Origin of the sequence: Vibrio sp. MMH1-50, assembly GCF_022347645.1 — a bacterium.
Lineage (GTDB): Bacteria > Pseudomonadota > Gammaproteobacteria > Enterobacterales > Vibrionaceae > Vibrio > Vibrio harveyi.
The window spans coordinates 1-20654 of sequence record NZ_JAKRGG010000056.1 but is presented as its reverse complement, the minus strand read 5'-3'; the positions used below and the strand labels follow the sequence as shown (position 1 = coordinate 20654).

At 46.3% G+C, this 20654-nt stretch carries 23 protein-coding genes, 2 tRNA genes and 1 pseudogene; 20 read left to right on the top strand and 6 right to left on the bottom strand.

The features are described from left to right. Positions 1-351: pseudogene (locus MHO32_RS24115) on the bottom strand (transketolase); the annotation flags it as partial. A 369-nt stretch (positions 352-720) separates the two neighbouring features. Between MHO32_RS24115 and metK the strand changes: the two are divergent. The 8 genes from metK (at position 721) to ruvX (ending at position 7379) form a co-directional block, all read left to right on the top strand. After that, positions 721-1875, top strand: coding sequence for a methionine adenosyltransferase (gene metK / locus MHO32_RS24110; protein WP_005449748.1), 1155 nt, complete (start codon positions 721-723; stop codon positions 1873-1875). A gap of 283 nt (positions 1876-2158) precedes the next feature. Continuing rightward, entirely contained in the window at positions 2159-2956 is a 798-nt protein-coding gene (locus MHO32_RS24105; RefSeq protein ID WP_005449746.1) for a DUF2189 domain-containing protein, read from the top strand. 67 nt (positions 2957-3023) lie between these two features. After that, a complete protein-coding gene (locus MHO32_RS24100) occupies positions 3024-3521 on the top strand; it encodes a SprT family zinc-dependent metalloprotease (protein ID WP_009697583.1) in 498 nt (165 codons plus the stop codon). A 151-nt stretch (positions 3522-3672) separates the two neighbouring features. Further along, on the top strand, positions 3673-4368 hold the full coding sequence (gene endA / locus MHO32_RS24095; protein ID WP_005449743.1) for a deoxyribonuclease I: 696 nt from the start codon (positions 3673-3675) through the stop codon (positions 4366-4368). 146 nt (positions 4369-4514) lie between these two features. Continuing rightward, complete coding sequence (gene rsmE, locus MHO32_RS24090) at positions 4515-5246, top strand: 16S rRNA (uracil(1498)-N(3))-methyltransferase (RefSeq protein ID WP_239214572.1); 732 nt, start codon at positions 4515-4517, stop codon at positions 5244-5246. 14 nt (positions 5247-5260) lie between these two features. Continuing rightward, the gene (gshB, locus tag MHO32_RS24085) at positions 5261-6211 is read left to right on the top strand and encodes a glutathione synthase (RefSeq protein WP_005449741.1); all 951 of its coding nucleotides are present in this window, start codon (positions 5261-5263) and stop codon (positions 6209-6211) included. 129 nt (positions 6212-6340) lie between these two features. Continuing rightward, the gene (locus tag MHO32_RS24080) at positions 6341-6904 is read left to right on the top strand and encodes a YqgE/AlgH family protein (RefSeq protein WP_005449740.1); all 564 of its coding nucleotides are present in this window, start codon (positions 6341-6343) and stop codon (positions 6902-6904) included. A 49-nt stretch (positions 6905-6953) separates the two neighbouring features. Continuing rightward, a complete protein-coding gene (gene ruvX, locus MHO32_RS24075) occupies positions 6954-7379 on the top strand; it encodes a Holliday junction resolvase RuvX (protein WP_005449738.1) in 426 nt (141 codons plus the stop codon). A 59-nt stretch (positions 7380-7438) separates the two neighbouring features. Here ruvX and MHO32_RS24070 read toward each other — a convergent pair whose 3' ends face one another. After that, positions 7439-8545, bottom strand: coding sequence for a PilT/PilU family type 4a pilus ATPase (locus tag MHO32_RS24070; RefSeq protein ID WP_017817653.1), 1107 nt, complete (start codon positions 8543-8545; stop codon positions 7439-7441). 31 nt (positions 8546-8576) lie between these two features. Then, on the bottom strand, positions 8577-9617 hold the full coding sequence (locus MHO32_RS24065; protein WP_005425810.1) for a type IV pilus twitching motility protein PilT: 1041 nt from the start codon (positions 9615-9617) through the stop codon (positions 8577-8579). A gap of 28 nt (positions 9618-9645) precedes the next feature. Here MHO32_RS24065 and MHO32_RS24060 point away from each other — a divergent pair, with 28 nt between their 5' ends. From MHO32_RS24060 to hemW, 7 genes are all read left to right on the top strand, one after another. Next, complete coding sequence (locus tag MHO32_RS24060) at positions 9646-10356, top strand: YggS family pyridoxal phosphate-dependent enzyme (protein ID WP_005449733.1); 711 nt, start codon at positions 9646-9648, stop codon at positions 10354-10356. A gap of 131 nt (positions 10357-10487) precedes the next feature. Continuing rightward, entirely contained in the window at positions 10488-11306 is an 819-nt protein-coding gene (proC, locus tag MHO32_RS24055; protein ID WP_038899445.1) for a pyrroline-5-carboxylate reductase, read from the top strand. 53 nt (positions 11307-11359) lie between these two features. Continuing rightward, positions 11360-11917 carry a YggT family protein gene (locus MHO32_RS24050; RefSeq protein WP_005425806.1) on the top strand — a complete coding sequence of 186 codons (558 nt, stop codon included), beginning with the start codon at positions 11360-11362 and terminating at the stop codon, positions 11915-11917. After that, on the top strand, positions 11917-12207 hold the full coding sequence (yggU, locus tag MHO32_RS24045) for a DUF167 family protein YggU (RefSeq protein WP_005425805.1): 291 nt from the start codon (positions 11917-11919) through the stop codon (positions 12205-12207). Before MHO32_RS24050 ends, yggU begins: the two co-directional genes overlap by 1 nt. Positions 12208-12266: 59 nt before the next feature. Further along, entirely contained in the window at positions 12267-12698 is a 432-nt protein-coding gene (locus MHO32_RS24040; protein ID WP_049535389.1) for a DUF4426 domain-containing protein, read from the top strand. A gap of 105 nt (positions 12699-12803) precedes the next feature. Next, positions 12804-13406: an XTP/dITP diphosphatase gene (locus tag MHO32_RS24035; protein ID WP_005436525.1), complete on the top strand. Its 603-nt coding sequence runs from the start codon at positions 12804-12806 to the stop codon at positions 13404-13406. 18 nt (positions 13407-13424) lie between these two features. Further along, entirely contained in the window at positions 13425-14597 is a 1173-nt protein-coding gene (gene hemW, locus MHO32_RS24030; protein ID WP_239214569.1) for a radical SAM family heme chaperone HemW, read from the top strand. Between the two features lie 170 nt (positions 14598-14767). On the opposite strand, the gene glsB is transcribed toward hemW, so the two are convergent. From glsB to trmB, 3 genes are all read right to left on the bottom strand, one after another. Next, positions 14768-15688 (bottom strand): glutaminase B, encoded by a 921-nt coding sequence (glsB, locus tag MHO32_RS24025; RefSeq protein WP_005425799.1) that lies wholly within the window; start codon positions 15686-15688, stop codon positions 14768-14770. A 102-nt stretch (positions 15689-15790) separates the two neighbouring features. Then, entirely contained in the window at positions 15791-16819 is a 1029-nt protein-coding gene (locus MHO32_RS24020; protein ID WP_005425798.1) for a TRM11 family SAM-dependent methyltransferase, read from the bottom strand. 11 nt (positions 16820-16830) lie between these two features. After that, entirely contained in the window at positions 16831-17550 is a 720-nt protein-coding gene (trmB, locus tag MHO32_RS24015) for a tRNA (guanosine(46)-N7)-methyltransferase TrmB (protein WP_005449665.1), read from the bottom strand. A 203-nt stretch (positions 17551-17753) separates the two neighbouring features. On the opposite strand from trmB, the gene mutY reads away from it, so the two are divergent. The 5 genes from mutY (at position 17754) to MHO32_RS23990 (ending at position 20648) form a co-directional block, all read left to right on the top strand. Then, positions 17754-18830 (top strand): A/G-specific adenine glycosylase, encoded by a 1077-nt coding sequence (mutY, locus tag MHO32_RS24010; RefSeq protein WP_239214563.1) that lies wholly within the window; start codon positions 17754-17756, stop codon positions 18828-18830. A gap of 19 nt (positions 18831-18849) precedes the next feature. Next, positions 18850-19122, top strand: a complete 273-nt coding sequence (locus MHO32_RS24005; protein WP_005425792.1) for an oxidative damage protection protein — start codon at positions 18850-18852, stop codon at positions 19120-19122. Positions 19123-19204: 82 nt separating this feature from the next. After that, positions 19205-20344 (top strand): membrane-bound lytic murein transglycosylase MltC, encoded by a 1140-nt coding sequence (gene mltC, locus MHO32_RS24000; protein WP_009697576.1) that lies wholly within the window; start codon positions 19205-19207, stop codon positions 20342-20344. Positions 20345-20444: 100 nt separating this feature from the next. Next, a tRNA-Phe gene (locus MHO32_RS23995) sits at positions 20445-20520 on the top strand. 52 nt (positions 20521-20572) lie between these two features. Next, positions 20573-20648, top strand: a tRNA-Thr gene (locus tag MHO32_RS23990). Positions 20649-20654: the final 6 nt, after the last annotated feature.

Below are 20654 nucleotides of genomic sequence, written 5' to 3'. Positions count from 1 at the left end.
TGTAGTCTCGATACCAGGTGCGTAGCCGTACTCTGGGTGACCAGGAGTCTTAGAGTGAAGCTGACGGAAGTTCTTAAGATCGTCGATAGATAGCTCGTAACCGCTCAGGTGCAGTAGAGAGTAAATCAGCATAGAGCCGTGACCGTTAGACAGTACGAAGCGGTCGCGGTCAGCCCACTCTGGGTTAGCTGGGTTGTGGTTTAGGTGAGAACGCCAAAGAACTTCAGCGATATCAGCCATACCCATAGGTGCGCCTGGGTGGCCAGAGTTAGCTTGTTGAACACCATCCATGCTAAGAGCGCGGATTGCATTTGCGAGCTCTTTGTTTGAAAGAACGTTACGAGAAGACATGTCTGCTCCTGAGTGCATTAAGCGAATTGATAAAGGAATGTGGGCACATTAACCGAGTAAACTGGGCATAAAAAGTGCGGACAACATTCTCTCAAAGCCAAAATCCGACTGCAAACGTTTTACTCACCATTTTTGCGGTTTTAACTCAATCTTTTCGCACTTAATAGGTAATTTATTAGAAATTCACCCCATCAAAAGCAAACGATTGGGAAATAAGCTAGGCGAATTCAAATCGAAAAAGAGCTTGTAATTCGACTGTGGGAAATTAAAATAGACGTCTAGATGTAGAAACACCTACAAACTGTATTGTATTTTTCGTGGCAAGCTTGCGTTAGTTAGCCATGAGTAAACCTTAAGATTGGAGCTATCATGGCTAAGCACCTGTTCACTTCTGAGTCGGTATCAGAAGGTCATCCAGATAAAATCGCAGACCAAATCTCTGACGCAGTTCTTGATGCAATTCTTGAGCAAGACCCGAAAGCACGTGTTGCTTGTGAGACTTACGTTAAAACCGGCATGGTTATGGTTGGTGGTGAAGTAACGACTTCTGCATGGGTTGATATCGAAGAAATCACTCGTGAAACTGTTCGTGAAATTGGTTACGTTCACTCTGATATGGGCTTTGATGCGAACTCGTGTGCGGTTCTAAACACCATCGGTAAGCAGTCTCCAGACATCAACCAAGGTGTTGATAAAGCAGACCCTAAAGAGCAAGGCGCAGGCGACCAAGGCATCATGTTTGGTTACGCTACAAACGAAACTGAAATTCTAATGCCAGCTCCAATTACTTACTCTCACCGCCTTGTTCAAAAACAAGCTGAAGTTCGTAAGAGCGGTAAACTAGATTTCCTTCGCCCAGATGCGAAATCTCAAGTAACTTTCCAATACGACCAAGGTAAGATTGTTGGTATCGATGCTGTTGTTCTTTCAACTCAACACTGTGATTCAGTAACAACACCTGACCTACGTGAAGCGGTAATGGAAGAGATTATCAAGCCAGTATTGCCTTCAGAGTGGATCACTAAAGACACGAACTTCTTCATCAACCCAACCGGTCGTTTCGTTATCGGTGGCCCAATGGGTGACTGTGGTCTAACTGGTCGTAAAATCATCGTAGATACTTACGGCGGCGCAGCTCGTCACGGTGGTGGTGCGTTCTCTGGTAAAGATCCATCGAAAGTAGACCGCAGCGCAGCTTACGCAGCACGTTACGTAGCGAAAAACATCGTAGCAGCTGGCATGGCTGACCGTTGTGAAATCCAACTTTCATACGCTATCGGTGTTGCTGATCCAACGTCTATCATGGTTGAAACGTTCGGTACTGAGAAAGTATCACACGAAATCATTATTGAAGCGGTGCGTCAACACTTCGACCTACGTCCATACGGTCTACAAGAAATGCTTAACCTGCTTCAACCTATCTACAAGCAGACGGCAGCATACGGTCACTTCGGTCGCGAAGAGTTCCCATGGGAAGCAACGGATAAAGCAGCTATCCTACGCGATTTCGCAGGCATCAAGTAATCGAGCCACGCAAGAATCGATAAAGCCCTCGCCTCTGGCGGGGGCTTTTTGTTTCTGCCCCTTCTTCTCCTTCTCATGTCTTCTCTTGAACAAAAATTCAGCAATTATTTGTAAATTGCCCCATCTCTGCCAATAGTTAACATAATATTAAATGCACTTTTCGATGTATATAACGTAAAGAACTATGATGCAGGCTCACGTGGCTAATAGAGTCATGAAAAACGTCAGCCAAACATCTTTATATGGCCTAGGTGCCACCGTGGGAATAAATCAAGGAGGAGTTATGCCTCGTACCGTGAACCCATCTGACTTCCAAGGTAAACGAAAGGAAGTTCCAGATAATGAATACGCCAGAACCATTCCGTGCAATACCGTTAGCTTATCGGCACCATTCCATTGGCTCGCGTTGGGTCTGCATGACTTTGTCCGCATGCCGCTCATCAGCGCCTTCTACGGCATCTGCTTTATGGCAGCTGCGATTGGTATCGTGCTTCTGGTTCAATGGCAAGGCACGCATCTTGTCGTGATGCCAAGCCTGATTGTTTACATGTTAATCGGGCCATTCTTAGCCCTCGGCTTATATGATGCAAGTTGGGAGAGAGAACGCGGACACAAACCAAGCTTATTCCATTCAATGAAAGCCATTGGACGCAACTCTAGCTCTCAGTGGGCATTTGCTGTGATGCTCGCGGTATGTATGATTTTCTGGATGCGAATTGCTGCCCTGCTCCATGCTCTATACCCTTCTGTACAAGGCGCTCCACTGACTGAGTTCTTGCCTTTCTTAGTTATTGGTTCGCTAGTAGGTTTTGTCTTGGCTTGCGTGGTATTTAGCATTTCAGCTTTCTCAATTCCACTCATGATGGAACGTCGCGTCGATATGATGACTGCCGTTTTCACCAGCTTTAACGCCGTGAAATCCAACATCCCTGCGATGATCGTATGGGCAGCCATAATTTGTGGTGGTATCTTAATCGGCTTCGCGACGTACGGTATTGGTATGCTCTTCACCATGCCAATCCTAGGTTACGGCACATGGCATGCGTACCACGCGACAATTAAGAAAAAACACACGCCTTAGAAAACTGATGCTATGATCCAGCCCTCGCAAACGCGGGGGCTTTTTTATTGAATAAACGGAGTGAGTTGTGGATATAGAGCTGAGCTACAAAGCCAAACAAGTGATGGCAGATTGCATCGCGATGGCAGAGCAAGCATTCAAACGTTCTTTTATCATCCCTTCTCTGGCTTTCAATGTTCGTGGTAAAGCAGCCGGCAAAGCCTACTTGCAGTCGAATGAAGTTAGATTGAATCCGAAGCTCTTTAAAGAAAATCCTCAAGCTTTTCTTGAAGAAGTGATTCCACATGAAGTCGCGCATCTCATTACTTATCAAGTGTACGGTCGCGTTCGACCTCACGGAAAAGAGTGGCAAGGCGTGATGGAAGCGGTATTTAAAGTTCCAGCTAAAACCACTCACAGCTTTGATGTGGCTTCTGTACAAGGTAAAACTTTTGAATACCGCTGTGCTTGTATGACTTACCCACTTTCAATTCGTCGTCACAACAAAGTGCAGCGCAAAGAAGCGATGTATTCTTGCCAAAAATGTCGCCAACCGCTGAACTTTACTGGTATTCAGCTCTCGTAACACCCATCCTTTTCCTCCCTTAGCCTTCAAAAAATAGAGACATACGCACTCAAATTGCTGCTTTTTACTCACTATTGTCAGGTTACTCATCACTAAAGCTAATTTATGCGTGTTAGAATGAATAAAGTCATACTTTATAAAGACTTTAATCATGAAATACCTGTTCTCTCTATTCCTATTTGCGCTTTCTAGTACAGCGATTGCTGCGCCTCCAAGCTCTTTTTCCGCCGCTAAGCGTGAAGCGGTAAAAATCTACGCCGATCACCCAACCAGCTTCTACTGTGGTTGTGACATTAAATGGCAAGGCAAAAAGGGCGTGCCGGATCTCTCTTCTTGTGGCTATCAAGTTCGCAAGCAAGAAAAACGCGCATCTCGCATCGAGTGGGAGCACGTGGTTCCTGCATGGCAGTTCGGCCACCAGCGTCAATGTTGGCAAAATGGTGGACGCAAAAACTGCACAAGAAACGACAAAGTCTTCAAATCTATGGAAGCCGATCTCCACAACCTAACTCCGGCTATCGGAGAGGTAAACGGTGACCGCTCTAACTACAACTTCAGTCAGTGGAATGGCATGGATGGCGTCAGCTACGGTCGTTGTGAAATGCAAGTGAACTTTAAGCAGCGTAAAGTCATGCCACCCGATCGCGCACGCGGCTCAATTGCGCGTACTTACCTGTACATGAGCAAAGAATACGGTTTTAAACTTTCGAAGCAGCAGACTCAATTGATGAGTGCTTGGAACAAAACCTACCCTGTAGATAAGTGGGAATGTGAGCGTGATGAACGCATTGCTAAGATTCAAGGCAACCACAACCCATTCGTTCAAGAGGCTTGTCGCGCACTGTAATTCTTCCCGTAATTACCGCAGTACACCTCCACTATTCGAGGCGTTGTCATTTACTGGAATGGAAACGCCTCTTGCCCCTTGTTTTTTCGGTAGAAAGCATCCATGTTAGTGTCTAAACACTCGCGTATGCAGGAAATCGAAACACTATGCGTATCCCTCGAATTTATCATCCAGAAACCATTCAACAACTTGGCATCATTGCTCTAAGCGACGATGCAGCAGGTCACATTGGTCGTGTGCTTCGCATGAAAGAAGGTCAAGAAGTCCTATTATTTGACGGCAGCGGTGCTGAATTCCCAGCTGTCATCAGCGAAGTCAGCAAAAAGAATGTGATGGTTGAGATCTCTGAACGCGTAGAAAGCAGCATTGAGTCACCGCTTGACCTTCACCTTGGTCAGGTCATTTCGCGTGGCGATAAGATGGAGTTCACCATCCAAAAATCAGTAGAACTTGGCGTGAATACAATTACACCGCTGATCTCTGAGCGTTGTGGCGTGAAATTAGACCAAAAACGTTTCGAGAAGAAGCTAGCTCAGTGGCAGAAGATTGCGATCAGTGCGTGTGAACAGTGCGGCCGCAACGTAGTACCTAAAATTCGCCCTATCATGAGCTTAGAAGAGTGGTGCCAAGAAGAGTACGACGGCTTGAAGCTTAACCTGCATCCACGTGCGAAGTACTCAATCAACACCTTGCCAACACCTGTTGAAAAAGTTCGTCTATTAATTGGTCCTGAAGGCGGTCTATCTTCTGACGAGATCGACATGACTCGCGAATATCAATTTGAAGAGACGCTACTCGGTCCTCGTGTTCTGCGTACCGAAACAGCGGCTCTCACAGCAATTACAGCCTTACAAGTTCGTTTCGGCGATCTTGGTTAAAACGGAGAAAAATAATGATCAAACTCGGTATCGTAATGGACCCAATCTCGTCCATTAACATCAAGAAAGACTCTAGCTTTGCCATGATGCTTGAAGCGCAACGCCGCGGCTACGAAATCCACTACATGGAAATGAATGATCTGCACCTAGACCAAGGTAAAGCAATCGCAGACACCAAAGTGGTTGAGTTAAAAGAAGATCCAACGGGTTGGTACGAATTCAAATCAGAGCAGACCATTGAACTGTCTGAACTTGATGCTGTGCTAATGCGTAAGGATCCTCCGTTCGACACAGAGTACATCTACGCAACTTACATCCTTGAGCGCGCTGAAGAGCAAGGCGCACTGATCGTTAACAAGCCACAAAGCCTACGTGACTGTAACGAGAAACTGTTCACAGCTTGGTTCCCAGAGCTAACACCAACCACTATTGTGACGCGTAAAGCTGAGAAGATTAAAGCCTTCCGTGAAGAACACGGTGATGTGATCCTAAAACCACTTGATGGCATGGGCGGCGCATCTATCTTCCGCGTGAAAGAGAACGATCCAAACGTATCAGTTATCATCGAGACACTAACAAACCATGGTCAAAACTACGCGATGGCGCAAACCTTCGTGCCAGATATCAGCAATGGTGACAAGCGCATCCTAGTGGTTGATGGTGAGCCAATGCCTTACTGCCTTGCTCGTATCCCTGCAAAAGGTGAAACACGTGGTAACCTAGCGGCAGGCGGCACAGGTGAAGCTCGCCCACTTAGCGAAACTGATATGAAGATCGCTCAAGCGGTTGCACCGACCCTAAAAGAAAAAGGTCTTATCTTTGTGGGTCTTGATGTGATTGGCGACAAGCTAACGGAAATCAACGTAACGAGCCCAACCTGTATTCGTGAAATTGAAGCGGCTTTTGATATTTCAATCACAGGCAAGCTAATGGACGCGATTGAGCGCCGAGTGAAAGGCGAATAACTCAAACTGTATTACAGTTAAATAAGAGCGTTGTGGATTAACTTAAGCAAACTCATGCACATACCCGTACAGGTGAAAACATGGGGTTTGCTTAAGTATTTTTAATAGCCTTATAAGGTCGAGATGAGAATGAACCTCACAAACCATTTCTTAGTTGCCATGCCGGGAATGAAAGATCCCTACTTCCAGAATAGCGTTATCTACGTCTGTGAACACAATGAAGAAGGCGCTATGGGGTTGATGATCAACGCACCTGTCGATATCACGGTTGGTAGTATGCTCAATCAAGTCGAAGTGCAACCTGTGCACCCTCGCCTGTTTGAAGCAAGCTTAGATAGACCAGTGTACAACGGCGGCCCTGTTTCTGAAGATCGTGGTTTTATCTTGCACAAACCAAAAGACTACTACGAATCAAGCATTCAAATGACTGACGAACTGGCAGTTACCACGTCTAAAGACATCTTGTCAGTACTTGGTACAGAAGCGGAACCAAGCGACTATTTAGTGGCACTTGGATATTCCGGTTGGAGTGCAGGTCAATTAGAAACTGAGTTGGCAGAGAATTCTTGGCTGACCATCGAAGCGACGCCAGAGATCATTTTCGATACTCCAATTATCGATCGTTGGAAAAAAGCAGTCGAGAAATTAGGCATCGATCCAAGCCAGCTATCTTCGGATGCAGGGCACGCTTAACGCGCTTCCACACTCAACCTATTTTATTTAGTTAGATTCGAGACACATTATGTCACGCACAATCATGGCCTTCGATTTCGGTACCAAGAGCATTGGTAGTGCTATCGGGCAAGAAATCACCGGCACGGCTTCCCCACTTAAAGCATTCAAAGCGAATGACGGCATTCCAAACTGGGACGACATCGAGAAACAAATTAAAGAGTGGCAACCAGACCTTTTGGTGGTGGGTTTGCCAACAGACTTGCACGGTAAAGACTTAGAAACCATCACTCCACGAGCGAAGAAGTTCGCCAATCGCCTGCACGGTCGTTACGGCTTACCCGTTGAATTGCATGATGAACGCCTATCAACAGCAGAAGCACGCGCAGAGTTGTTCAGTATGGGTGGCTACAAAGCGCTATCGAAAGGCAATATCGACTGCCAATCAGCGGTCGTGATTCTTGAGAGTTGGTTTGAAAACCTTTGGGGTGAGTAAACACTTCAAGCACAATGAAAAAGGTTGGTTTCGCCAACCTTTTTCGTTTCTGAATTGGATTAATCCATATCGATCTTAACGTTCGCCAAACTGCCCGTAGAGAATGCTTCACCACGTTGCGTCTTCAACATCAAACGCAGATCGTTGGCAGAGTCCGCACTGTGCAATGCATCTTCTTCACTGATCTTACCTTGCATCACTAACTTGTAGAGCGATTGGTCGAAGGTCAACATCCCAAATTCATTGGATCGAGCCATGGTTGCTTTCAACTCATGAAGATCGCCTCGACGGATCAGATCGGATACACGCGGGCTATTTAATAAGATCTCAAACACGCCATGACGCCCCTGACCGTTCTTATCACGGATCAACTGCTGACCTACTACGCCTTTTAAGTTCATCGACAGATCAAACAAGAACTGATCTTTCTGGTCTTTCGGCACCAAGTGCAAAATACGTTCAAGTGCTTGGTTTGCGTTGTTGGCGTGCAATGTAGCCATGCACAAGTGACCAGTTTCAGCAAAGGTCATTGCGTATTCCATCGTTTCTCGGCTTCGGATCTCACCAATCAAAATCATGTCTGGTGCCTGACGCAACGAGTTCTTCAACGCCACTTCATAGCTGTCAGTATCCAAGCCCACTTCACGCTGAGTCACAATACAACGTTTATGCTCATGCACAAATTCAATTGGGTCTTCTACCGTAAGAATATGACCAGTCTTGTTGTTGTTGCGATAACCCGTCATCGCAGCCATGGTGGTCGACTTACCAGAGCCTGTCGCACCAACCACCAGCACCAAACCACGCTTGGCAATTGCAAGATCTTGCAGCACCAAAGGCAACTTAAGCTGCTCAAACGTTGGAATATTGGTTTCAATACGACGAATGACGGCTCCGGGTAATTCACGTTGGAAGAAGGCACTGACACGGAAGCGACCGCAATCACGGACAATGGCAAAGTTCGACTCGCGGCTTTTGCGAAACTCCTGTCGTCGCTCCGGGTCCATCGCACTATCAAGCAACAAGGCTACGTCATTTTCGCTCAGCTTATCGCCTTGCGGACGCAATTCGCCATCCACACGAAACAAGATCGGGGCACCGACAGTGATGTATAGATCCGACGCTTTTAACGCCAGCATGCCTTCGAGAAATTTATTCAGATCCATCGTCCGTATTCGCTATTTCCTAAGTAATTCGTTACGAGAATTGCTGCGCTTCAATTTCAACTTTCTTATCCACTTCTTCACGCGATACCATGCCTTGCGCCATCAATTGACGAGCATTCTGCTCCATGGTCTGCATGCCATGCGCCGCACCGGTCTGAATGATCGAATACATCTGCGCGACTTTGTCTTCACGAATAAGGTTACGGATCGCAGGTGTCGCCATCATGATTTCATGACAAGCAATACGACCACCACCATTACGTTTTAACAGTTTTTGTGCAATAACCGAACGCAGCGACTCCGACAGCATCGAACGCACCATGTCTTTGTCACTACCTGGGAATACGTCGATAATACGGTCGATGGTTTTCGCTGCTGAGCTAGTGTGCAGCGTACCGAAAACAAGGTGACCCGTTTCAGCAGCCGTCAGCGCCAAACTGATGGTTTCTTTATCACGCATCTCACCAACTAGAATCACATCCGGGTCTTCACGTAATGCGCTGCGCAGTGCGTTTTGGAAGCTGTGTGTATCACGGTGTACTTCACGTTGGTTGATCAGACACTTATTGTTGGTGTGAACAAATTCAATCGGATCTTCAATTGTTAGGACGTGCTTATTGTGATTACGGTTAATGTAGTCAACAATGGCTGCCAAGGTAGTCGATTTACCAGAACCCGTTGGACCGGTAACCAATACCAGGCCTTTTTCAGCATTGGCAATCTTTCTGAAGATCTCTGGGGCTTCTAGCTCTTCCAGTGTTGGAATGCTACTTGGGATGGTACGGAACACAGCCGCACAACCGCGAGATTGGTTGAAAGCGTTGACACGAAAACGGCCAACGTTATGCAATTCAAATGAAAAATCGACTTCGAGTTTTTCTTCGAACTCACTGCGCTGCGCATCGTTCATGATTTCAAAAACCAAACGATGCACTTCTTGGTGTGTAAACGCTGGAATGCCCAGCTTTCTTACATCACCATCAATACGAACCATTGGTGGTACACCTGCAGAAAGATGTAGATCCGAAGCATTATGTTTTACACTAAAATCCAGTAACTCAGTGATATCCATTTAAAATCCTTAAGTCTAAAGTACAGCTATGAGTAGTATTCAACAAAACATTGAACATATCACCTCTCAAATTCGACACGACGAACAAAAATGCGGTCGTGCTCCAGAGTCAGTGCAACTTCTAGCAGTAAGCAAAACTAAACCTGTCGAGGCAATTCTCGAAGCTTACCAATCTGGCCAAGAGGCGTTTGGTGAAAACTACGTCCAAGAGGGCGTCAGTAAAGTTCAGCACTTTGCCGAGCATTATCCAGATAATCGAATCGAATGGCACTTCATTGGTCCAATTCAATCCAATAAATCACGCCCTGTTGCTGAACATTTCGATTGGGTTCACACCATTGATCGCGCTAAGATCGCTCAACGCCTCAATGACCAGCGTCCAAGCGAGCTAAAACCACTGCAAGTTCTGATTCAAGTTAACACCAGTGGTGAAGAGTCAAAATCTGGCGTTGCTGATGCAGAAATATTCGAACTGGCTGAGTTGATTTCTCGCCTTCCAAACCTCACGTTAAGAGGGTTGATGTCGATTCCTGCCAACGTGCCAGATTACGAATCGCAACTTCGCGCATTTAAGCAACTTGAAGAGCTAAAGCAAAAGCTAGCCCAGCAGTACCCGGATGTCGACACGCTATCCATGGGTATGAGCGGAGACATGGATGCGGCAATCGAAGCAGGTAGCACTATGGTGCGAATTGGCACAGCGATTTTTGGCGCGCGCGACTACAGCAAACAGCAATAAAAGCGACTCGTTGTTAGACACTGCGAATTTGAGTCTGAATGCCTTCTATTTCGGCACTCAGAGCAAAGTGGTGCAATTATACACCTGAGCGCACAACAAATTGTAAGAATTTATATTTGGAAATCAGACATATGGAACATAAAAAGATTGCCTTTATCGGCGCGGGAAACATGGTGCGTGCGATTGTTTCTGGTCTCGTAGCAAATGGCTACCCAGCACAGAACATCGTTGCGACCGCCCCATCGGAGACACGTCGCCAACCTCTTGAGCAAAACTTTGGTATCCGTACCACCAGCGATAACATCGCAGCCGCGACAGAAGCGGATGTTGTGGTATTGTCTGTGAAGCCACAAATGATGGAAGAAGTGTGTAAACCACTGCAATCCATCGACTTCAGCAATAAACTGGTTATATCTATTGCGGCTGGCATCAACTGTTCACGCTTGGATGACATGCTAGCGACTAAGCTCAACTTGGTTCGCGTGATGCCAAATACACCATCGCAACTTGGTTTGGGCATGAGTGGTCTTTACGCGCCTGAACATGTGCAAGAACAAGATAAAGCCTTCGCGGCAGAGCTAATGCAAGCCTGCGGTAAGGTATGCTGGGTCGAACAAGAATCTGGCATCAACAATGTGATTGCCGCGGCAGGCAGCGCACCAGCTTACTTCTTCCTGTTTATGGAAGCGATGCAAGCAGAAGCAATTGCTCAAGGTTTCGATAAAGACACGGCTCGCACGTTAGTTCAACAATCCGCACTTGGTGCTGCAAGTATGGTGGTAGAAAACCCACAAACTGAGCTTTCAACACTGCGTGAGAACGTGACATCAAAAGGTGGCACAACGGCAGAAGCACTACGTACGTTCAACGAGCACCAACTGTCTGATATTGTGGCGAAAGCAATGCAAGCTGCGGTTGCTCGCGCTGAAGAAATGGAAAAACTGTTTTAATGACTTGAGTGATACCCACTCTGTGTCACTCACTTACTTGTTAAGGGTACCTTATGAATTCAATGAGTTTTCTCATCTCAACCCTATTTGACCTGTACATCATGGTCGTCATTTTGCGTATATGGTTGCAAGCTGCTCGTGCAGATTTCTACAACCCATTCTCGCAGTTCATCGTCAAAGCAACCCAACCGGTTGTGGGTCCACTGCGCCGCGTGATCCCATCCATTGGTAGCATCGACCTAGCGACAGTGCTGTTTGCTTACGTGTTGTGTGTGCTTAAGTTTGTTGCGCTGATCCTGATCGCTTCTAGCGGGTCAGTTTCATTTAGCATGGACTTCCTATTCCTAGGCTTATTGTCTCTGATTAAAGCCGCTGGCGGCTTGTTGTTCTGGGTACTATTGATCCGTGCAATCCTGAGCTGGGTTAGCCAAGGTCGCAGCCCTATCGAGTACGTATTCCATCAACTAACTGAACCAATGCTAGCGCCAATCCGTCGCATCATCCCTGCAATGGGCGGCTTCGACTTGAGTGTGCTAGTGCTGTTCATTGGTCTGCAATTTGCTAACTTCCTGATGGGCGACATGATTGGTCCTATCTGGTATCAACTATAATGTCAGAAGCAGTTTGGCATGACGGCGAGGATGTGGTACTTCGGCTCTATATCCAACCAAAAGCAAGCCGCGACAAGATCGTCGGCTTGCATGGTGAAGAGCTCAAAATTGCCATCACCGCACCGCCTGTCGATGGTAAAGCGAATGCGCACCTAACCAAGTTTTTAGCCAAACAATTTAAAGTTGCTAAAGGCTTGGTTCACATAGAAAAAGGTGAACTGGGACGTCATAAACAAATTCGGATAGAATCCCCAGTACAAATACCAACAGAAATTAAAGCCATCATTTGATGGCTTTTTATTTACGAAATTCGTACCAATAATAAAACGCCCGATTCGAGGAAGTGATAATGAGCAAATGGATTACCGCCCTACTGATCAGCCTGTTGTCTTTACCTAGCATGGCAGGTCAGTTCAAAACCATGAAAGACATCGAGGTCCACTACATCGCGTTTAACTCGACCTTTTTAACCCCAAAGATCGCCCGTAGCTACGACATCAAGCGCAACGGCTACAATGCAGTACTGAACATCAGCGTGCTCGATAGGGCCTCTCTGGGTAAGCCAGCCGTTGAAGCTAAAATCAGTGGTCAGGCGAAGAACCTTATCGGTCAAACGCAAAAGCTCACCTTCCGTGAAGTGAAAGAAGGCGATGCGATTTACTACCTAGCAGAGCTCGGTATTACTAACGAAGAAACTTTTACCTTCGATATTGACGTTAAAGCTGGAAACAAAGGCTCAGGTAAGCTTAAATTCACCCAGAAATTTTATGTCGAAGAGTAATTAGGTTGTGATGATCTAAAAGCTTTTAGAACATCATAGCCCTAGAACCAATTTAATCAGGGAGAACACTGCGTTCTCCCTTTATCGCTACAGAAAGAGACGACCATGAAAAAGATAGTGCTAGCAACAGGCAACCAAGGCAAAGTTCGTGAGATGGCAGATCTGCTGTCTGACTTCGGTTTTGAAGTATTGGCGCAAAGTGAATTCAACGTATCTGAAGTAGCAGAAACTGGCACGACTTTCATCGAAAACGCGATCATCAAAGCTCGCCATGCAGCACAAGAAACGGGTCTTCCTGCGATTGCGGACGACTCAGGCTTAGAAGTCGATTTCTTGAAAGGTGCTCCGGGCATTTACTCTGCACGCTATGCAGGTGAAAAAGCCTCTGACCAAGAGAACCTAGAGAAGCTACTTAAAGCAATGGAAGGCGTACCAGAAGCAGAGCGCACCGCTCGTTTCCACTGTGTATTGGTTTTGATGCGTCATGAGAACGATCCAACCCCTATCGTTTGTCACGGTAAGTGGGAAGGTCGCATTCTAACTGAAGCACACGGTGAAAATGGCTTTGGCTACGACCCAATCTTCTTCGTGCCTGAAGACAACTGCGCGTCTGCGGAGCTTGAGCCAGCACGTAAGAAGCAACTGTCTCACCGCGGTAAAGCACTCAAGTCGTTGTTTGCTCAATTGTCTGAGCAAGTGTCTCAGTAATCACGAGCGAATTAGACCATGTTAACGCCTCCTGCACTGAGCTTGTATGTACACATCCCGTGGTGTGTACAAAAGTGCCCGTATTGCGACTTTAACTCTCACGCACTCAAAGCCGAGATCCCAGAAGAAGAGTACATCAATGCCCTTCTTGAAGACTTGGATACCGACATTGAGAAATACCGTCTTAACGAAGCGCCACGTCCACTGCATTCAATCTTCATTGGTGGTGGTACGCCGAGTTTGATTTCGGCAGAAGGCATCGAGCGTCTGCTTAAGGGCATTGAAGCGCGAATTCCGTTCAAGCCTGAAATCGAAATCACCATGGAAGCCAACCCAGGCACCATCGAAGCTGAGCGTTTTGTTGGCTACCGCAAGGCTGGTGTAACGCGCATTTCTATCGGCGTGCAGAGCTTTGAGCAACAGAAGCTTGAGCGTTTGGGGCGCATTCACGGTCAAGACGAAGCCGTCAATGCTGCTAAGCTGGCACACAAAATCGGTTTGAACAGCTTTAACCTCGATCTCATGCACGGCTTACCAGATCAAAGCATCGAACAAGCCTTAGCAGACTTGGATAAAGCGATTGAGTTGGCGCCGCCGCACTTGTCTTGGTATCAGTTGACCATCGAACCAAACACCATGTTCTACTACAAGCCACCGACTTTGCCAGATGACGATGACTTGTGGGATATCTTCGAGCAAGGACATGAGAAACTCGCAGCGGCAGGCTACGTTCAATACGAGATTTCTGGTTACAGCAAGCCGGGCTATCAATGTCAGCACAACCTGAACTACTGGCGCTTTGGTGACTACCTTGGCATTGGTTGCGGTTCACACGGCAAGCTGAGCTTTGCTGATGGTCGCATCACTCGTACCACTAAGGTCAAACACCCGCGTGGCTATCTGATGGCATACCAAAACATGGTGAAGCCATACTTGGATAGTGAACAGCTTGTGGCTGATGAAGATCGTCCGTTTGAGTTCTTTATGAACCGTTTCCGCTTAATGGAAGCGTGCCCGAAACAAGACTACATCGATACAACAGGTCTGCCGTTGAGCTCGATTCAAGAGACTATCGATTGGGCGCTAGAGATGGGTTACCTGAGTGAAACCGAGACTCACTGGCAAATTACCGAGAAAGGTAAGCTGTTCCTCAATGATTTGCTTGAAGCTTTTATGGCGGAAGAGGAATAAGAAAAGGAATCGAGATTCGGGAACGGACTGCGTCCTTCGAGAAACAAAAAGGGTTGGCGCTCAAACGCCAACCTTTTCTTTTATTCGTAACAACACTTATCTAAAGCGAAGCGTTCCTAAGTCCCTAATCCACAAGGACGAAGTCCGTTCTCACTTCTCGTCTCTTTTCCTTAGAAAATCGAACGACCAATACGCTCGGCAAGTAGTTCAAGTGCTTTAGTACCAGCGAGTGAGTTACCAGATGCATCAAGCTCTGGAGACCAAACAGCAATCGTCATTTCACCCGGTACGACAGCGATGATACCGCCACCAACACCTGATTTACCCGGCATACCAACGCGGTAAGCAAATTCTCCAGCACCATCATACAAACCACATGTTGCTAGTAGTGCATTCAACTGTTTGGTTTGCGTTGGTGATACCACAGGCTTACCCGTTTGCACCGACGTACCTTTATTGGCTAAGTAGCTAAAGGTCTTTGCGAGATCGACACAGCTCATCTTCAATGCACACGCATGAAAGTAGTTTTGCAGAACAGGGATAACCTCGTTCTCGAAGTTACCAAATGAACGCATCAAGTACGCAATCGCAGCGTTACGGTCACCATGCATCATTTCAGACGCTGCAACCACTTTGTCGTATACGATATGAGTATCACCAGATAGCTGACGAGCAAATTCCAACAGACGCTGACGAGGCGCAGAGAGACGGCTTTGCAGCAAATCAGCAACCACAATAGCACCGGCGTTAATGAACGGGTTACGTGGAATGCCCTGCTCCATCTCTAACTGGATCATCGAGTTAAACGCTTGACCAGAAGGCTCTTTACCTACACGACACCAGATCTCTTCTTGCTTGTACAAGCACATTGCCAGAGTCAGGCTCAACGCTTTTGAGATCGACTGAATCGAAAATGACTCTTCTGCATCGCCCGCTTTAATCACTTCACCCTCATTGGTGTATACCGCAATACCCAGTTTGGTATTAGGTACTTTTGCCAATGCGGGAATGTAGTCGGCGACTTTGCCTTGACCAATTAGAGGGCGAACTTCCGCTAGAATGTCTGTCAAAATTTGCGCTGTAGGTTTCATCTTCTACCTTCTTGTCACAAGAACCCAAATGGCTGAGTTCAGAGGTAAAAAAAGCCAACGCGGACGTTGGCTTTTCCATGGAATTGATTCGACTCAAGTCGATTATGGTTTTATTGCCACAATGATGTTGCGGTTGATGGATTGATCAACACGGTGAAGATAACCGATGTAAGGCTCTTCTGAAAGTACCTTCCACCCTTGCTCTTCAAATAATGCCGCCACGTCTTTCCACTTCAAGGTGAATTCGTTGAAAGACAGCACCACAGAGCCTTGCTTCTTCAGAACCACTTTCCATGCAGGCAGAGCCTCTTTTAGAAGCTCCAGTGGGCTGCGGTTCAGTTTGCTGTCTTTGGCATTTTTGCTGCCGTGCTGCACGCCGTAAGGCAAGTCAGACACCATCACATCTACCGAGTTCTTCTTCACAACTTGGTCAGCAATACGCGTATCTGCTGAGTACAGCTTCATCGTTTGAAGATTACCTTTGTTGTAATCATCTTTGTCTGCTGCTGCCTCAACCACGAAGCCATCTGCCACTTTTTTACCACCAGAAGTGCGCTTTTCTTTGCTCACTTTGTGCTTAAAGCGACCGTTCTTCATGAACTTAACGATGAAGGTTTGGATCTCTTGAACCCATTTCTGGTTGATCTCAACACCCACAACATTCAAGCCGTGGATCAAACCTTCAAACAGTGTTGTACCTTTACCACACATAGGATCCATCAGCGTTAATTGCGCACTGCCCGTGTTGGCAGCACTGACGCCTAGGTTCACCATCAAACGCGTAAACTGCTCGTTTGTTTTACCTGTGTAACGCAGGATCTGACTCATGCTCTCAGGGAAAGTATTGAATGCAGGCGCCTGAATTGGACGTAATAAGCCATCTTCACGCACTTCAAATAGCGCGTAGTAGATAGATGACGCAGCAATCTTGCCTGCCTGTGCTTCACTTAGTTCGGTTTCGCAAGAGAACACAAGTGCAGCAGGCAGACCCACGTCTTTGTTGCCAATTTCAGTTACTTCAACACCTTCCGACGCCAAAATCGCTTTCAGCTCAGAACATGCAATCGTCATTGCGCTATCAAAGTAAATACGGTTATGACCCGGATTCGCTAATATCGCGTAGTGGTACATCTACTGGCTCCTTAAGCAGTACGCTTGAATTTGATATCCCACACACCGTGACCTAGACGGTGACCGCGAGCTTCAAATTTAGTCAGTGGACGCTCTTCTGGACGAGGAATGAAGTCGCCTTCTTCAGCGATGTTTTCGAAACCAGGTGCTTGGTTCATGATTTCAATCATGTGCTCAGCGTAGTTTTCCCAGTCAGTCGCCATGTGGAAGATACCTTCATTAAGGATAAGCTTCTGACGAACCATTTCAGCGAACTCAAGCTGTACGATACGACGCTTGTGGTGACGCTTTTTGTGCCATGGGTCAGGGAAGAACAGTTGTAGCGTTGCTAGGCTGCCATTTGGGATCATGTGTTCGAATACTTCTACCGCATCGTGACACATTACACGTAGGTTCGTGATACCGGCTTCGCGAGCATCTGCAAGACAAGCACCAACACCTGGACTATGCACTTCGATACCGATGAAGTTTTTCTCTGGCGCGTTCTTTGCCATTTCAACCAATGAAGCACCCATACCAAAACCGATTTCAAGCACTACTGGGTTATCGTTGCCAAACACTTCTTTCCAATCAAGAAGTTCTGCTTTGTAGTCGATACCCATTGTTGGCCAGCACTCGTTCATCGCATTCTCTTGGCCCTTGGTTAGACGACCTTCGCGACGCACGAAACTGCGGATTTTACGGATCATTTTACCGTCTTCGTTGTATTCGTTAGTGGTTACTTCACTCATTGATTTTGCCTGCACATTGATTAATCAAAGCGGGGATTATCCAAAGAATTCACTTAGGTGCAAGTATTTGTTGAGCTATCGGACTATGGCAGCCCAAAAGCATACAAACCAAACACAATATCCCCACAGTTTATCTGTTGTACTTACACCACAATCTGTGGTGCAATTTTGCTCTTAACCAATAATAGAATACAGAGCAAGTCGTGACACCTTTCGCCAGTGCCATCTTAGAATGGTATGACGCATATGGAAGAAAAGATCTTCCGTGGCAACAAAACAAGACCGCTTATAGTGTCTGGTTGTCTGAAATCATGCTTCAGCAAACCCAGGTCACTACGGTTATTCCTTATTACCAACGCTTTTTGGAGCGCTTCCCGACCGTGGTCGATCTTGCCAATGCCGAGCAAGATGAAGTGCTGCATCTTTGGACCGGCTTAGGCTATTACGCGCGAGCTCGTAACCTTCATAAAGCTGCGAAAGAGGTCGCCCATAAATACAATGGTGAGTTCCCTCTAGACCTAGAGCAAATGAATGCCCTACCGGGGATTGGTCGCTCCACCGCAGCTGCGGTACTGTCGTCTGTCTATAAACAGCCGCATGCAATATTGGACGGCAACGTAAAGCGCACACTCTCGCGCTGTTTTGCCGTGGATGGATGGCCAGGACAAAAGAAAGTCGAGAATCAATTATGGGAAATCGCAGAAACGCACACACCACAAACGGATGTCGACAAATATAACCAAGCCATGATGGATGTGGGTGCCATGATGTGTACCCGCAGTAAGCCTAAGTGCACCTTGTGTCCGGTCAACGAACTTTGTATAGCAAAAAAACAAGGTAATGTGCTTGATTACCCTGGTAAGAAGCCGAAGAAAGACAAGCCGGTTAAGCAGACACGTTTCGTCATGCTGCACCACAAAAATGGTGATAGTCACGAAGTGTGGCTAGAACAAAGACCGCAGACAGGTATTTGGGGTGGGCTCTTTTGTTTCCCACAAACCGAACATATTGATGTAGAGAGCGATATTGAATTACTACTAGAACAACGTGGTATTCAAGCCAACGATATTAAACATCAAGAGACTCTAATTACATTCCGCCACACATTCAGTCATTACCACCTTGATATCACACCGATTTTGATTGACCTGTCAAAGCAACCTAATGTGGTGATGGAAGGTAACAAAGGTCTTTGGTATAACTTATCTAAACCTGAAGAAGTCGGTTTGGCAGCCCCAGTAAAACTCTTACTGGAAGCTCTGCCCCACGAGCTTCGTTAATTAATTGCAAGGAGTCATTATGAGCCGCACTGTTTTTTGTGCTCGACTAAAGAAAGAAGGCGAAGGTCTAGACTTTCAACTTTACCCAGGTGAACTAGGTAAACGTATTTTCGATAATATCTCGAAAGAAGCTTGGGCTCAGTGGCAACACAAACAAACGATGTTGATCAATGAGAAGAAGCTTAACATGATGGATCCTGAGCATCGTAAACAACTTGAAACAGAGATGGTGAATTTCCTGTTTGAAGGTAAAGATGTACACATCGAAGGCTACACGCCACCAAGCGAATAAAGCAAACTTGTTTTAAAACAATGACATCACAACCAACCTTGTGGTGTCATTTTTGTATTAACGTCTAACAACCCTAATAACTATGAAAAAGATTGCCTTTATCGCTACTGCACTTTTAATGGCTGGTTGTAGCCGTGAATTCGTCGAAAAAATTTACGACGTCGATTACGAGCCAACCAACCGTTTTGCTAACAACCTTGCAGAATTGCCGGGACAGTTTGAAAAAGATACCGATGCACTCGACGCACTGATCAACAGCTTCTCAGGCAACATTAAGAAACGTTGGGGGCAACGTGAAGTGAAGTTTGCCGGTAAAAGCAATTACGTAAAATACATCGATAATTATTTGAGTCGTGCTGAAGTCGACTTCCAAAAAGGTGTTATTACCATCGAAACGGTTTCTCCCACCGAACCGCAAAAACACCTAAAGAACGCCATTATCACCACGTTGTTAACGCCAGATGACCCGGCTAATGTCGACTTATTCTCTTCTAAAGAGATCAAACTTGAGGGGCAACCTTTCCTGTATAAGCAGGTTGTCGACCAAGACAAAAAGCCGATTCAGTGGTCATGGCGAGCAAATCGCTTTGCCGATTACTTGATCGCCAACCAAGTCAAAACTAAAGATGTCGACTTTAAGAAAGCGTATTACGTTGAAATCCCGATGGTAGAAGATCACTTCTCGCAGCGCAGTTACCAATATGCGGACATCGTACGTCGTGCATCAAAGAGATACGATATTCCTGAAGATTTGATTTACGCCATCATCAAAACCGAAAGTAGCTTTAACCCATACGCAGTAAGTTGGGCAAATGCATATGGCTTGATGCAAGTCGTACCTAAAACAGCAGGTCGAGACGTATTTAAGCTAGTGAAGAATCGTTCTGGGCAGCCAAGTCCTGAATACTTATTTAACCCAGAAAACAATATTGATACTGGAACGGCTTACTTTTACATCCTTAAGAACCGTTATTTAAAAGACGTACAGCATCCAACTTCATTAGAATACAGCATGATTTCTGCCTATAATGGCGGAACTGGTGGTGTTTTGAACACTTTCCATCGCACTGATCGCAAACGCGCGATGAGAGATTTAAATTCTTTGCAACCAAACCAAGTTTATTGGGCACTTACCAAGAAACACCCGAACGCAGAAGCGCGTCGTTACCTAGAAAAAGTTACAAATTTCAAAAAGGAATTTAACTCCGGACACACTTTGTAGTGACAGTTGAATAAAAAGCGTTCGAACAACCACTTTTTTGAAATTATTTAAAAAAAGTGGTTGACGCAAAGCGGGAAAATCCGTTTAATAGCGCTCCGTCGCCCGGATAGCTCAGTCGGTAGAGCAGAGGATTGAAAATCCTCGTGTCGGTGGTTCGATTCCGCCTCCGGGCACCACAATTTAAAATTGTTGGTGCTTAGCACGAACAGTTAAAAAAGAAAACGGTACGCCGACTTAGCTCAGTAGGTAGAGCAACTGACTTGTAATCAGTAGGTCACCAGTTCGATTCCGGTAGTCGGCACCATTCTTT